This window comes from Pseudomonas fluorescens, from assembly GCF_002022275.1.
GTDB classification, from domain to species: Bacteria; Pseudomonadota; Gammaproteobacteria; order Pseudomonadales; family Pseudomonadaceae; genus Aquipseudomonas; species Aquipseudomonas fluorescens_AJ.
Map to the genome: position 1 here is coordinate 83,992 of NZ_MSDF01000011.1, position 13,686 is coordinate 97,677.

At 59.6% G+C, this 13,686-nt stretch carries 14 protein-coding genes; 1 reads left to right on the forward strand and 13 read right to left on the reverse strand.

All coding sequences use genetic code 11. The features are described 5' to 3' along the window. Window positions 1-54: 54 nt before the first annotated feature. On the forward strand, window positions 55-1,734 hold the full coding sequence (leuA, locus tag BFW87_RS05725; RefSeq protein WP_078738978.1) for a 2-isopropylmalate synthase: 1,680 nt from the start codon (window positions 55-57) through the stop codon (window positions 1,732-1,734). A gap of 43 nt (window positions 1,735-1,777) precedes the next feature. Here the strand turns inward: leuA and BFW87_RS05730 are convergent, their stop codons facing one another. From BFW87_RS05730 to fdx, 13 genes are all read right to left on the reverse strand, one after another. Beyond that, window positions 1,778-2,569, reverse strand: coding sequence for an amidohydrolase (locus BFW87_RS05730; protein ID WP_078738979.1), 792 nt, complete (start codon window positions 2,567-2,569; stop codon window positions 1,778-1,780). After that, complete coding sequence (locus tag BFW87_RS05735) at window positions 2,557-3,705, reverse strand: pyridoxal phosphate-dependent aminotransferase (RefSeq protein WP_078738980.1); 1,149 nt, start codon at window positions 3,703-3,705, stop codon at window positions 2,557-2,559. The genes BFW87_RS05730 and BFW87_RS05735 overlap by 13 nt, the downstream gene beginning before the upstream one ends. A gap of 115 nt (window positions 3,706-3,820) precedes the next feature. Next, window positions 3,821-5,290, reverse strand: a complete 1,470-nt coding sequence (gene der, locus BFW87_RS05740) for a ribosome biogenesis GTPase Der (RefSeq protein ID WP_078738981.1) — start codon at window positions 5,288-5,290, stop codon at window positions 3,821-3,823. Between the two features lie 134 nt (window positions 5,291-5,424). Further along, window positions 5,425-6,576: an outer membrane protein assembly factor BamB gene (gene bamB, locus BFW87_RS05745; RefSeq protein WP_078738982.1), complete on the reverse strand. Its 1,152-nt coding sequence runs from the start codon at window positions 6,574-6,576 to the stop codon at window positions 5,425-5,427. Then, on the reverse strand, window positions 6,569-7,210 hold the full coding sequence (locus tag BFW87_RS05750) for a YfgM family protein (RefSeq protein WP_078738983.1): 642 nt from the start codon (window positions 7,208-7,210) through the stop codon (window positions 6,569-6,571). The genes bamB and BFW87_RS05750 overlap by 8 nt, the downstream gene beginning before the upstream one ends. Window positions 7,211-7,251: 41 nt before the next feature. Beyond that, window positions 7,252-8,541, reverse strand: coding sequence for a histidine--tRNA ligase (hisS, locus tag BFW87_RS05755; protein ID WP_078738984.1), 1,290 nt, complete (start codon window positions 8,539-8,541; stop codon window positions 7,252-7,254). 23 nt (window positions 8,542-8,564) lie between these two features. Next, window positions 8,565-9,674 carry a flavodoxin-dependent (E)-4-hydroxy-3-methylbut-2-enyl-diphosphate synthase gene (gene ispG / locus BFW87_RS05760; protein ID WP_017736818.1) on the reverse strand — a complete coding sequence of 370 codons (1,110 nt, stop codon included), beginning with the start codon at window positions 9,672-9,674 and terminating at the stop codon, window positions 8,565-8,567. A gap of 2 nt (window positions 9,675-9,676) precedes the next feature. Beyond that, a complete protein-coding gene (locus tag BFW87_RS05765) occupies window positions 9,677-10,660 on the reverse strand; it encodes a RodZ domain-containing protein (protein WP_078738985.1) in 984 nt (327 codons plus the stop codon). Further along, a complete protein-coding gene (pilW, locus tag BFW87_RS05770) occupies window positions 10,660-11,418 on the reverse strand; it encodes a type IV pilus biogenesis/stability protein PilW (RefSeq protein ID WP_078738986.1) in 759 nt (252 codons plus the stop codon). Before pilW ends, BFW87_RS05765 begins: the two co-directional genes overlap by 1 nt. A 12-nt stretch (window positions 11,419-11,430) precedes the next feature. After that, window positions 11,431-12,579, reverse strand: coding sequence for a 23S rRNA (adenine(2503)-C(2))-methyltransferase RlmN (gene rlmN / locus BFW87_RS05775; protein ID WP_078738987.1), 1,149 nt, complete (start codon window positions 12,577-12,579; stop codon window positions 11,431-11,433). A gap of 29 nt (window positions 12,580-12,608) precedes the next feature. Next, window positions 12,609-13,034, reverse strand: coding sequence for a nucleoside-diphosphate kinase (gene ndk / locus BFW87_RS05780; RefSeq protein ID WP_003175956.1), 426 nt, complete (start codon window positions 13,032-13,034; stop codon window positions 12,609-12,611). A gap of 92 nt (window positions 13,035-13,126) precedes the next feature. Then, the gene (gene iscX / locus BFW87_RS05785) at window positions 13,127-13,327 is read right to left on the reverse strand and encodes a Fe-S cluster assembly protein IscX (RefSeq protein ID WP_034128025.1); all 201 of its coding nucleotides are present in this window, start codon (window positions 13,325-13,327) and stop codon (window positions 13,127-13,129) included. A gap of 14 nt (window positions 13,328-13,341) precedes the next feature. Further along, the gene (fdx, locus tag BFW87_RS05790) at window positions 13,342-13,683 is read right to left on the reverse strand and encodes an ISC system 2Fe-2S type ferredoxin (RefSeq protein WP_032890689.1); all 342 of its coding nucleotides are present in this window, start codon (window positions 13,681-13,683) and stop codon (window positions 13,342-13,344) included. Window positions 13,684-13,686: the final 3 nt, after the last annotated feature.

Here is a 13,686-nt window from a genome sequence, read left to right on the forward strand (position 1 = left end):
AACAGTTTCACGGCAGGCCGCCTTTTCTCGGCCCCTACAGCAAAGGATTTCCCGATGAGCATGCTCAAAGACCCGTCTTCGAAGTACCGCGCGTTCCCGACCATCGATATTCCGGACCGCACCTGGCCGTCGAAGACCATCACTGAAGCGCCAATCTGGTGCAGCTCCGACCTGCGGGACGGCAACCAGTCGCTGATCGAGCCGATGGATGCGGCGAAAAAACTGCGTTTCTGGAAGACCCTGGTTGCAGTGGGCGTGAAGGAAATCGAAGCCTCGTTCCCGGCCGCGTCGCAAACCGACTTTGACTTCGTACGCACCTTGATCGAAGACAACCACATCCCCGAGGACACCACCATCCAGGTGCTGACCCAGGGCCGTGAAGACTTGATCGCACGCACCTTCGAATCCCTGCGCGGCGCCAAAAAAGCCATCGTGCACTTGTACAACGCCACCTCGCCGTCGTTCCGCCGCATTGTGTTCAATCAGGACAAGGACGGCATCAAGGCCATCGCGGTCAACGCGGCCAAGCTCTTCGTCAAATACGCCGCCCAGCAACCGGAAACCCAGTGGACCTTCGAATACTCCCCGGAGACGTTCAGCGCCACTGAGCTGGAGTTCGCCAAGGAAGTGTGTGACGCGGTGATCGAGGTGTGGAACCCGTCGCCTTCACACAAGATGATCCTCAACCTGCCCGCCACCGTTGAGTGCGCCACGCCGAACATCTATGCCGACCAGATCGAGTGGTTCGGCCGCCATATCAACCGTCGCGACAGCGTGATCATCAGCCTGCACACCCACAACGACCGTGGCACCGGCGTGGCCGCCACCGAGCTGGGCCTGATGGCCGGCGCCGACCGTGTTGAAGGCTGCCTGTTCGGCAACGGCGAGCGCACCGGTAACGTTGACCTGGTGACCGTGGCACTGAACATGTACACCCAGGGCCTCGACCCGCAGCTGGACTTCTCCGACATCGATGGCGTGCGCAAAGTCGTCGAAGAGTGCAACCAGATCCAGGTGCACCCGCGTCATCCGTACGTCGGCGACCTGGTTCACACCGCCTTCTCCGGCTCCCACCAGGACGCGATCCGCAAGGGCTTCGCCCAGCAGAAAGACGACACCCTGTGGGAAGTGCCGTACCTGCCGATCGACCCAGCCGACATTGGCCGCAGCTACGAGGCGGTGATTCGTGTGAACAGCCAGTCGGGCAAAGGCGGCATCGCCTACCTGCTGGAGCAGGAATACGACATCAGCTTGCCGCGCCGCATGCAGATCGAATTCAGCCAAGTGGTACAGGCCGAAACCGACCGCGTGGGCCTGGAGATGACCGCGCCACAGATCTACGCCTTGCTGCAGCGTGAATACCTGCAAGCCAACACCCCGTACGCGCTGGTCAGCCATCGTTTGCAGGAAGAGAACGGCAACAGTTTTGTCGAGGTGGAAGTCTCGGGCAAAGGCCAGGGCGAAACCAACCTACACTGGAAAGGCAAAGGCAACGGTGCGCTGGAAGCGCTGGTGGCCGGCCTGCCGATTGGTGTGGAGATCATGGACTACAACGAACATGCGATTGGCGCGGGGACCAATGCCAAGGCAGCGGCCTACATTGAGCTGCGCGTGAATGGCGAGCGTCCGGTGCATGGCGTGGGTATTGATGAAAACATCACCACGGCGAGCTTCAAGGCACTGTTCAGTGCGCTGAACCGTTCGCTGAGTCAGCAGGAAGCCAAAGCGGCGTAAACCACCACTGATCGTTCCCACGCTCCGCGTGGGAACGATCTGGTTAGGTGAATTCGAAGGTATCGGCATCAAGGTTCGCCGGGAACCGCGTGCGATACGCCGCCAATTCCGCAGCATTCAGGCTCACCTGAAACACCCCGTCCGCCTCCCCCGCGCTCAGCAAGGTTTCACCCTGGAAATCCAGCACCTGGCTGTCCCCGGTGTAAGCGAAGCCCTTGCCATCCGTCCCCACCCGATTCACCGCCGCCACATAGCACAGGTTTTCAATGGCCCGCGCCGGCAGCAGCCGATTCCAATGCAGACGTCGCGCACCCGGCCAGTTGGCGGTGTACAGCAGCAAGTCCGTGTCCTGTGCATCACGACTCCAGACCGGAAACCGCAGGTCGTAGCAAATCAGCGGACGAATGCGCCAGCCCTTCAGCTCAAACTGCACCTGACGCTCGCCCGGCGTGTAGTGGTTGTGCTCGCCCGCCATACGGAACAGGTGGCGCTTGTCGTAATGCCACACCTCACCGTCCGGCCGCGCCCACAACAAGCGGTTGCGGTGGCTGCCGTCTGCAGCCTGGATGATCACGCTGCCGGTGATCACCGCGTTGTACTTCGCCGCCTGAGCCTGGAGCCAATGATGGGTCGGGCCACGCTCCGGCTCGGCGAGGGTCTCAGACTCCATCGAAAAACCCGTGGTGAACATCTCCGGCAACACGATCAGGTCGGCGCCTTTGGCTTGCTCCAGCAACAGCTCGAAATGCTCGAGGTTGGCCTGGCGGTCATGCCACACCAGGCTGGTCTGGACCAGGGCGATATTCAGGTCGGGCAACGCCGTCAGATCACGCATAGTTTCTCCGCCGCCTGCTGCAGCGTCTCCTCGCGTTTGGCAAAGCACAAGCGCACCAGGCGCTGGCCTTGAGGGGGGTGCTGATAGAACACCGAGACCGGAATCGTCGCCACGCCGTGTTCGCGGGTCATCCAGAGCGACATGGCGACGTCATCCAGGTCCGGGCGAATCTGTGAGTAATCCACCAGTTGGAAGTAAGTGCCGGTCACCCGGGTAAAGCTGAAGCGCGACGGCGCCAGCAGGTCGCAGAACAGGTCGCGCTTGGCCTGGTAGAACGCCGGCAGCTCTTCAACGTGTTCCGGGTGTTCAGCCATGAAGTCGGCCAACGCGTACTGCAGTGGCGTCACGCCGCAGAAGTTGACGTATTGATGCACCTTGCGCAGCTCGGCGGTCAGGGCCGGTGGCGCGACCACGTAGCCGGTTTTCCAGCCGGTGACGTGGTAGGTCTTGCCGAAGGAGCTGACCACAAACGCACGCTGATACAGTTCTTCGTGGGCCAGCACGCTGACGTGGGGCACGCCGTCGAACACCAAGTGTTCGTAGACTTCATCGCTGACCAGGTAGATATCACGGTCGCGGATCAGTTCGGCCAACCCGTCCAGCTCGGCGCGGCTGATCAACGCGCCGGTCGGGTTGTGCGGGGTATTAAGGATGATCATGCGCGTGCGGGGCGACAGCGCGGCCTTGAGCTTTTCGAAGTCCAACGCAAAGCCGTTCAGGCTCAGTTGCACATGCACGCAACGACCACCGGCCAGCTCGACCGAAGGCTCATAGCTGTCGTAGCACGGGTCGAAGACGATGACTTCATCGCCGTTGCGGATTACCGCTTGAATCGCGCAGAAGATCGCGGCGGTAGCACCAGGGGTGATTGTCACTTCGCTGTCGGGATTGACCGTGGCGCCGTAGCTGCGGGCGATCTTCGCCGCCACTTGCTGACGCAACGCCGGCAGGCCGGTCATCGGTGAATATTGGTTGTGCCCGCTGGCCACATGCTTGCCGACCGCATCGAGCAAGCCTTGAGGGCCGTTGAAGTCCGGGAAACCCTGAGACAGGTTAAGCGCCCCAGTTTCAGCGGCGAGTTGCGACATGGTGGTGAAAATGGTCGTGCCGACATTCGGCAGCTTGCTGGTGATCATCGGTGGCCCCTGCAGGTGAGCCCCAAGTTTTAAGCTGCCCGTTGCATTGGGTCAAGGCACAAACCGTCGCGCACAAAAAAGGGCTCATCAAGAGCCCTTTTTTACGAGGTCGAAATCAGCGCTTGTCGCGGCGCTTTTTGTCGGCCTTTTTGTGGTGCGACATCATCCGGCGCTTTTTGTTGACCTGGCGGTCGGTGAGGCTGTTCTTGTTGCCTTCGTACGGGTTATCACCCCCCTTGAACTCGATACGGATCGGCGTACCGACCAGTTTCAAGACGCGGCGATAGGTGTTTTCCAGGTAACGAATGTAGGACTTCGGCACCTTCTCGATCTGGTTACCGTGGATCACGATGATCGGCGGGTTGGCACCACCCAAGTGGGCGTAACGCAGTTTGATCCGGCGGTTGTTGACCATCGGCGGTGCGTGCTCGCCAACGGCATCTTCCAGGATCTGGGTGAGGCGGTTGGTCGGCCAGCGGGTGACCGCAGACTTGAACGAGTTCTGTACGGACGCGTAGAGGTTACCCACGCCGGTACCGTGCAGTGCCGAGATGAAGTGGATATCAGCGAACTCGACGAAGAACAGGCGACGCTGCAGCTCGATCTTGACGAAATCGCGCTCGCTCGGCGTCATGCCGTCCCACTTGTTGATCGCGATCACCAGTGCCCGACCGGCCTCCAGGGCAAAGCCCAGCAGGTTGAGGTCGTGGTCCACCACGCCTTCGCGGGCGTCCATCACAAAGATCACCACGTTGGCGTCTTTGATCGCTTGCAGGGTTTTGACCACCGAGAACTTTTCAACTTCCTCGTGGATCTTGCCGCGCTTGCGCACACCGGCGGTGTCGATCAGCGTGTACTTTTCCTCGTTACGTTCGAACGGGATGTAGATGCTGTCGCGGGTGGTGCCGGGCTGGTCATAGACGATTACGCGGTCTTCACCGAGCATGCGGTTGACCAGCGTCGACTTGCCAACGTTCGGGCGGCCGATGATGGCGATCTTGATACCGTCTTTTTCGCTCGGGCCAGGAATGCGCTTGGCTTCCTCACCTTCGGCGACGATTTCTTCTTCGCCTTCTTCCGACTCGTCTTCATCTTTCGGGAAGTCGCTCAGGGCGATTTCCAGCATCTGCGTGATGCCACGACCGTGAGCACCGGCGATTGGAATCGCGTGGCCCATGCCCAACGGAGCGAATTCAGCGCGGGCCATTTCAGGGTCGATGTTATCGACCTTGTTGGCGACCACGTAGGAACGCTTGTTACGCTTGCGCAAGTGCTCCGCGATCATCTGGTCAGCCGCGGTGAAACCGGCTTTGGCGTCTACCAGGAACAGAACGACGTCGGCTTCTTCAATGGCGAGCAGCGACTGCTCGGCCATTTTTTCGTCCATGCCATGTTCGTCACCGGAAATACCACCGGTGTCGACCAGAATATAGGAGCGCCCTTGCCACTTTGCCTCACCGTATTGGCGATCACGGGTCAGACCGGACAAGTCGCCGACGATGGCGTCGCGAGTCCTGGTCAGGCGGTTGAACAAGGTGGACTTGCCGACGTTAGGTCGGCCCACCAGGGCGATTACGGGAACCATGCGGCTCTCCACTTCGTTATTTCAGAAAATACAAAAGCCGCTGCAAGGCAGCGGCTGGTGCTCGGGGCAGCATAATAAAATGCCGCATGCCCCGCCGAAGCGGGGCCGCCTGGGTGTTACCCCAAGCATGGTTCTTACTTGATGGTCAGGGCTTCCAGCTTGCCGCTGTTGCCAAACACATAAAGCATGTTACCCACGACCAGCGGACGAGCACGCAGGCCGTCGCTGTCGATACGCTCGCGACCAACGAAGCGACCGTCTACCTGGCTCAGCAGGTGCAGGTAACCTTCGAAGTCGCCTACCGCTACGTAGCTGGAGAACACTTCCGGGGCCGACAGTTGACGACGGGCCAGGGAGTCGTTGCTCCACAGTGCAGTGGTGGAACGCTCATCGACACTTTCAACGGTGCCGGAAGCGAGGCTTACGTAGACGCTGCCAAACCCTTGGGCGACACCGGCATAGCTGGAAGCATCACGCTGCCAGTTGATGCGGCCGCTTTGCAGGTCCAGCGCCGCAACGCGGCCCTGGTAGGTGGCGACGTAAATGGTTTCACCCGACAACAGCAAGCCACCGTCGATGTCCACTACGCGGTCCAGTTCGGAACGGCCTTGCGGGATGGCCACACGGGTTTCCCAGGCCGGCACGCCGTTCTGGGTGTCCAGGGCGACTACTTTACCGGTCGACAGGCCTGCAACGGCCAGATTATTGGTCACAATCGGACCACTGGTGCCGCGCAAGGTCAGCACCGCAGGGGTGCTGTCATACAACCAGCGCTGGTTGCCGGTAGCGGCATCCAGACCGATGACACGGTCATCCTGGGTTTGCACAACGACAACATCGCCGTTGGTGGCCGGGGAAGCGAGTACTTCACTGGTCACGCGAGCGCGCCATTTCTCTTCGCCGGTGGCCGAATCCAGAGCCACCACGTCGCCTTTGAGCGTGCCGACCAGCACGAGGCCATAGCCGACGCCCACACCACCGGAAACCGGCAGGTCGAGGTCTTTCTTCCACTTCACGTCGCCGTTCATGCGATCCATGGCGATGATCACGCCAGTGGAGTCAGTGGCCACGATGTTGTCGCCGTCGATTGCCGGCTGCAACAGGTTGTAGAGATCGCCTTGGCCGTCACCGACGGAGCGGCTCCATTGCTTTTGCAGGACCACTTCTTCCTTGAAGCTGGTCAGCTCGGCCGGAGGCAGTTCTTTTTTACTGTTGCTGCTGCAACCCGCGGCCAAAACGGCCAGAGCCAGCAATGCTGCATGTTTCCAACGGATCACGTCACGCATCCCCTTTGGCCAAGTCGTCCAGCTTGATTTGTAAGCCACCGACCGCCGCTTCATCAGACAGCGCCGCCTTGGCCTTTTGGTACGCAGCATGGGCTTCATCGGTACGACCCAATTGGACCAACAGGTCGCCCTTGAGCTCTTCACGAGTGGCCACAAATGCCTTGTCAGCATCGCCGTCGAGCAGTTTGAGTGCTTCGTCAGCCTTGTTCTGTGCCGCCAATACCTGCGCCAGGCGCTGACGTGCGATTTCACCCAGGGTCGGGTTGGTCGGTTTGTCGGCGATGGCCTTCAGCTCGGTGGCGGCGTCATCCAGCTTGCCGGTGTCGACCGCAACTTTCGCGACGAACAGGCTGCCGTACTGGGCGTAGGTGCTACCGCCAAATTCGTTTTTCAGCTTGCTGGCCAAGTCTGCAACCTGAGCAGGGTCAGGTTTGCCATCCGGTGTCAGCGTGGTTTCCAGCAATTGCTGATAGAGGATCGAGGCGCCCTGGGACTGGTTGGCCTGATACTTGTGCCAGGCTTGCCAGCCGAACACCACCACTAAAGCCAGCAGACCGCCAGTAACCAGGGGCTTGCCGTTACGCTGCCACCAGTCCTTGAACTCGGCCAGTTGATCATCATCAGTACTCGACACCCCAATACTCCTTAATCGCTAAATTCGGCTGTTCGACAGCTTCAACCCTGCACGACGCAGGTGGCCAAGTGCGCAGCGAGCGCATCAAAGGCAATGTTCTGTTGCTCGCCCTGGCCACGCAGGGGTTTGAAACCTATCACCTGCTGGGCCAGTTCGTCATCGCCGAGGATCAGTGCGTACAGCGCACCGCTCTTGTCGGCCTTCTTGAATTGGCTCTTGAAGCTGCCGGCGCCGGCATTGACTTGCAGGCGCAGGTTAGGCAGTTGGTCGCGTACTTTTTCGCTCAAGGCCAGGGCTGCCAGTTCGGCGGCCTCGCCAAAGGCACACAGGTACACGTCCACCTGACGGGAAATGGCTTCCGGGACTTGCTCCAGGGTTTCGAGCAGCAAAATCAGCCGCTCGATGCCCATGGCAAAACCCACACCCGTGGTCGGCTTGCCGCCCATTTGCTCAACCAGGCCGTCGTAACGACCACCGGCACACACGGTGCCCTGGGCGCCAAGTTTGTCGGTGACCCACTCGAACACGGTCTTGCTGTAGTAATCGAGGCCGCGCACCAGCTTCGTGTTGATCACGAATGGAATACCGGCCGCATCCAGGCGAGCCTTGAGGCCTTCAAAGTGCGCGCGGGATTCGTCGTCCAGGTAGTCGGCCATTTTCGGCGCGTCGACCAGTACGGCCTGAGTGTCGGCGTTCTTGGTATCCAGCACACGCAACGGGTTGGTTTTCAGACGGCGCTGGCTGTCTTCGTCCAGCTTGTCGAGGTGGGCCGACAGGTACTCGACCAGCGCAACCTTGTAGCGGCCGCGGGACTCGCTGGTGCCCAGGCTATTGAGTTCGAGCTTGACGGCGTCGCGGATGCCCAGCAGGCCCCACAGGCGCCAGGTCAGCACGATCAGCTCGGCGTCAATGTCCGGCCCCTCGATGTTGAACACTTCCAGGCCGATCTGGTGGAACTGACGATAACGGCCTTTCTGTGGGCGTTCGTGGCGGAACATCGGGCCGATGTACCACAGTTTCTGTGGCTGGCCGGCGCCGGTGAGGCCGTGCTCAAGCACAGCACGCACGCACGCGGCAGTACCTTCCGGACGCAGGGTCAGGGAGTCGCCGTTGCGGTCTTCAAAGGTGTACATCTCTTTTTCGACGATGTCGGTGACTTCGCCGATGGAGCGTTTGAACAGTTCGGTGAATTCGACGATCGGCATGCGGATCTGCTTGTAACCGTAGTTATCCAGCAGGCGCGCGACCGTGTTCTCGAAGTAGCGCCACAGTGGCGTCTGCTCCGGCAGGATGTCGTTCATGCCACGAATGGCTTGCAGAGACTTGCTCACATCTGATCCTTAAATTCGTTCAATCAGCCGCGCGCGATCAGCGCTGCGTCAGCTGCGACCTTTTCGGCCGCTTTCTGGCGGATCAGTCTTTCGAGCTCATCCACCAGATTGTCATTCGTCAACTTCTGCGCCGGCTTGCCGTCGATGTAAATCAGGTTCGGTGTACCACCGGTCAGGCCTACGTGCGCCTCTTTGGCTTCACCCGGGCCGTTGACCACGCAACCGATCACTGCAACATCCAGCGGTACCAGCAGGTCTTCCAGGCGCAATTCCAGATCGTTCATGGTCTTCACCACGTCGAAGTTCTGCCGCGAGCAGCTCGGGCAGGCAATGAAATTGATACCACGGGAACGCAAACGCAGGGATTTGAGAATGTCGTAACCGACCTTCACTTCCTCTACGGGGTCTGCCGCCAGGGAGATGCGGATAGTATCGCCAATCCCTTCGGCGAGCAGCATACCGAGACCCACCGCAGATTTCACTGTGCCTGAGCGCAAACCGCCCGCTTCAGTAATACCCAGGTGCAGCGGCTGCACGATTTCCTTGGCCAGCAGGCGGTACGCTTCTACCGCCATAAACACGTCGGAGGCCTTTACGCTGACCTTGAAGTCCTGGAAATTCAGGCGTTCAAGGTGCTCAACGTGGCGCAGCGCCGATTCAACCAGCGCCGCCGGAGTCGGTTCGCCGTATTTCTTTTGCAGATCTTTTTCCAGCGAACCGGCGTTCACGCCGATGCGGATGGGGATGCCGCGGTCACGGGCAGCGTCAACCACAGCGCGCACCCGGTCTTCGCGACCGATATTGCCCGGGTTGATGCGCAGGCAATCCACGCCCAGTTCGGCCACGCGCAAGGCGATCTTGTAGTCGAAGTGAATGTCGGCGACCAGCGGCACCTTGACCAGTTGCTTGATACGGCCGAAGGCTTCGGCAGCGTCCATATCCGGCACCGAGACGCGCACGATATCGACGCCAGCCGCTTCCAGACGGTTGATCTGGGCCACGGTGGCGGCCACATCATTGGTGTCGCTGTTGGTCATGCTCTGGACTGCGATGGGGGCATCGCCACCCACCGGCACCGAGCCGACCCAGATTTTGCGCGATACGCGACGTTTGATTGGAGATTCGCCGTGCATGACTATTGTCCCAACTTCAGGCGAGCGGTCTCGCCACTGGTGAACGGCGCCACGTCCACAGGCTGGCCGTTGTAGGCCACTTGCGCGCCACGGGCAAAGCCCAGACGCAGCGTCAAAGGAGGCTTGCCGCCCTGGTCAAGCGTATCTCCCTTGCGCTTCAGACCGCTGAACAGCACTTTGCCGTTGCCATCGGTGACTTGCGTCCAGCAGTCAGCGACGAAGGTAATCTGGATATGGCCATCACCGGCGATCAACGCTGGCGTGGTCGGTGCAGAAATAGCGGGCGCTGCCGGAGCGGCAGGTGCTGGGGCCTGGGTCGGCGCAACCGGAGCATGGGCCTGGGTAACGGGCGTTGCCGGGGTGGCAGGTACCGCTGGCGCTGGCACTGCAGCAGGCGCAGTGCCCGCTTCAACGGCCGGTTGCTCGGCAACGGCTGGCGCTTCTGGCGCGGCTTGACCTTCAGCGACCGCCTGGTCCTCCGGCTCATCCAGTGGATGAATCTGGGTGGTGCCGTCGGCGCTTTCGACCTCGACGTGCTCCATGGCGTTGCTGGTCAGGTCTTTGGCGCGCTGAGTGGTCTGGTCTTGCCACCAGACGAAACCGCCGCCAATCACCGCAATCAGCAACAACAGGCTGACAATTCGCAAAATCGTGTGGGAAACCCGCACTGGCTCTTCAATACGGCCCAGGCCATGCACATTGCTGCCCTGGGAGTCGGTGCCGGTGAACTGGTCGAATTCCTGGACCAGCACGGCCTGATCAATACCCAGCAACTTGGCGTAAGCGCGGATATAGCCGCGGGCAAAAGTATGCCCAGGCAGCTTGTCGAACGCGCCGGCTTCCAGATTGCCGAGTGACGTGGTGGTCAAATTGAGCTTGAGGGCCACTTCTGCCAGCGACCAACCATTGCTTTCGCGGGCCTGACGCAAGGTCTCGCCTGGGTTTACGCGATTAGCTGCTACAACTTCCGGGTGCGCCGCTTTCATCATTGCTCCGACAGGTATTGCTGATATTCCGGCGTACCGGGATAGAGTCGTTCGAGTTGCTGGCCAAAACGTGCGGCCGTGTCGCGTTCTTCATGAACCGTCGCCAGGCGCACACCGAGCAATAGACTACGTGCATTTTGCCCGCTGAGCAGGCTAAAACGCTCGTAATAGTCACGTGCCGGCACATAATGCCTGTCTTCGTAAGACATCTCAGCCATTTCGAGCAATGCCCGAGGCTGTCGACCATTCAAATGCAGGGCTTTTTCCAGTTGCTGGCGGGCGCTGTCGCGCTGGCCGAGGCGCATCGAGGTCACCCCAAGGTTCTCGAACACCCGCGACCGTTCCGGGTAGAGGGTATCGGCGCTGGCCTGCTGAAAATAACCAGAAGCCTGGTCGTAACGTTTCTGCGAGAACAGGAAGCTGCCGTAGTTGTTCAGCAACCGAGGGTCGGCAGGACGCGAGGCCAATGCCTTCAGGAAATAGTGATCAGCCAACTCGGGTTCGGCCTGCGCCTGGAATACCAACGCCAGCGCGGCGTTGGCGTCAGCATCGTCGCCGTCCAGCTCAAGCGCCTTTTTCAACGGCACTTTGGCCTGCTCGTTCATGCCTTGGCGCAGGTAACCCAAACCCAGTTGCACATAGGCAACTCGCGCCTCATCACGGCCTTTATCGGTGTGCAAAGGGCTGTCCTGGCCCGATGAAACACAACCGGCCACGAAGCCGGTAACCAGTAAAAGCAGCGCGAGGCGCAAGGGCATAGAGATCCTCTCTCAGATTCGATTCACAGCAATCAGCGGTAAATCGTCGGCAGCGCTCTGTTCGCGTCCGGCGATATAACGCTCGCTGCGGCGGGTGCGGTCCATCACCTGCCCTACCAATTGGCCACAGGCCGCGTCGATGTCTTCACCACGGGTGGTGCGCACAGTCACGTTGTAGCCAGCCTGGTGCAGTTGATCCTGGAAACGGCGGATGGCGTTGTTGCTCGGCCGCTCGTAGCCAGAATGGGGAAACGGGTTAAACGGAATCAGGTTGATCTTGCACGGGGTGTTCTTGAGCAGCTCGATCATCTCGACGGCGTGCTCGACCTTGTCGTTGATGTCCTTGAGCATGGTGTACTCAATGGTCAGCACACGTTTCTCGCCCAAGGTCGCCATATAACGCTGGCAAGATTCGAGCAGCATCTTAAGCGGATACTTCTTGTTGATTGGCACCAATTGGTTACGCAATGCGTCATTCGGTGCGTGCAGCGACAACGCCAGGGAGACGTCGATGTGCTTGGCCAGCTCATCGATCATCGGTACCACGCCGGAGGTCGACAGGGTGACACGGCGCTTGGAGATGCCGTAACCCAGGTCGTCCATCATCAGGTGCATGGCCGAGATGACGTTGTCGAAGTTCAGCAGCGGCTCACCCATGCCCATCATCACCACGTTGGTGATGGCACGGTCGACGGTTGCCGGGACGCTGCCAAAGGATTTGTTGGCAATCCACACCTGGCCGATGACTTCGGCGGCGGTGAGGTTGCTGTTGAAACCTTGCTTGCCGGTGGAGCAGAAACTGCAGTCCAGGGCACAGCCTGCCTGGGACGAAACGCACAACGTGCCGCGTTTGCCCTGGGGAATGTAAACCGTCTCGACGCAGCTGCCGGACGCCACGCGCACCACCCATTTACGGGTGCCATCGGTGGAAATGTCCTCGCTGACAACCTCGGGACCACGGACCTCAGCAATGACCTTGAGCTTGTCGCGCAAGGCTTTGCTGACGTTCGTCATGGCGTCGAAATCGTCGACGCCAAAGTGGTGAATCCACTTCATTACCTGACCGGCACGGAAACGCTTCTCCCCGATTGAGTCGAAGAATTTCTCCATTTCCGGCTGAGTCAGACCCAGCAGGTTGGTTTTAACAGTCGATGTAGTCATGGATTCACCCTCACTCTTTAAGCCAATGCTTAGCGAGCGGTTACTTCAGTAGCAGCGAAAAAGTACGAAATTTCGCGGGCAGCAGCGGCTTCGGAATCCGAACCGTGTACAGCGTTGGCGTCGATGGATTCAGCGAAGTCAGCACGGATGGTGCCGGCAGCCGCTTCTTTAGGGTTGGTAGCGCCCATCAGCTCACGGTTCAGAGCGATAGCGTTTTCGCCTTCCAGAACCTGAACAACAACAGGGCCGGAGATCATGAAGGCAACCAGGTCGCCGAAGAAACCACGAGCGCTGTGCTCAGCGTAGAAGCCTTCAGCTTCAGCTTTGGACAGTTGCTTGAGTTTCGAAGCTACAACCTTCAGGCCGGCTTTTTCGAAACGAGTGGTGATCTCGCCGATGACGTTTTTTGCAACAGCGTCAGGCTTGATGATGGAGAAAGTACGTTGAACAGCCATGGTGTAACTCCAGAAACGGTAATTTACGAAAAATTAAACCCGCGAATTATACGCGGGTTATTGGGTATTGCCTAACTGCGTAAAAAGGCGACTCAGTCTGCTTCTTCGATCCACAGGCCTTGAATCGCCTCCAGAACCTTTTCGCCACCCCGGTCCGGGATGTCGTCGAAGTCCGGCAGCGCCATTACCAGATCTCGCAGCTTGACGAAGTTCACAGTAAGAGGATTGACCTCCGGGTGAGCTTCAGCAAGTTGTATAGCGATTTCTTGTACATCAACCCATTTCAGGCTCATGACATTTCCTTGAATCAATGCGGCGCTTCGGCCGCATGGTTGAGCGAATATTTCGGAATTTCGACGGTGATGTCTTCAGTCCCGACCTTTGCCTGACAGCTTAGGCGCGATTGCGCCTCAAGGCCCCACGCACGATCAAGAAAGTCCTCTTCCAGTTCATCCGCCTCTTCAAGAGAGTTGAAGCCCTCGCGAATGATGCAGTGACAGGTGGTGCAGGCGCAGACACCGCCGCAGGCACTTTCGATTTCGATGTGGTTGTCATGGGCAACTTCGAGGATGGACTTGCCGGTCTCAGCCTCCACGACCATACCGTCCGGGCAATGCTCGGCGTGTGGCAGAAAAATGACCTGCGGCATTAA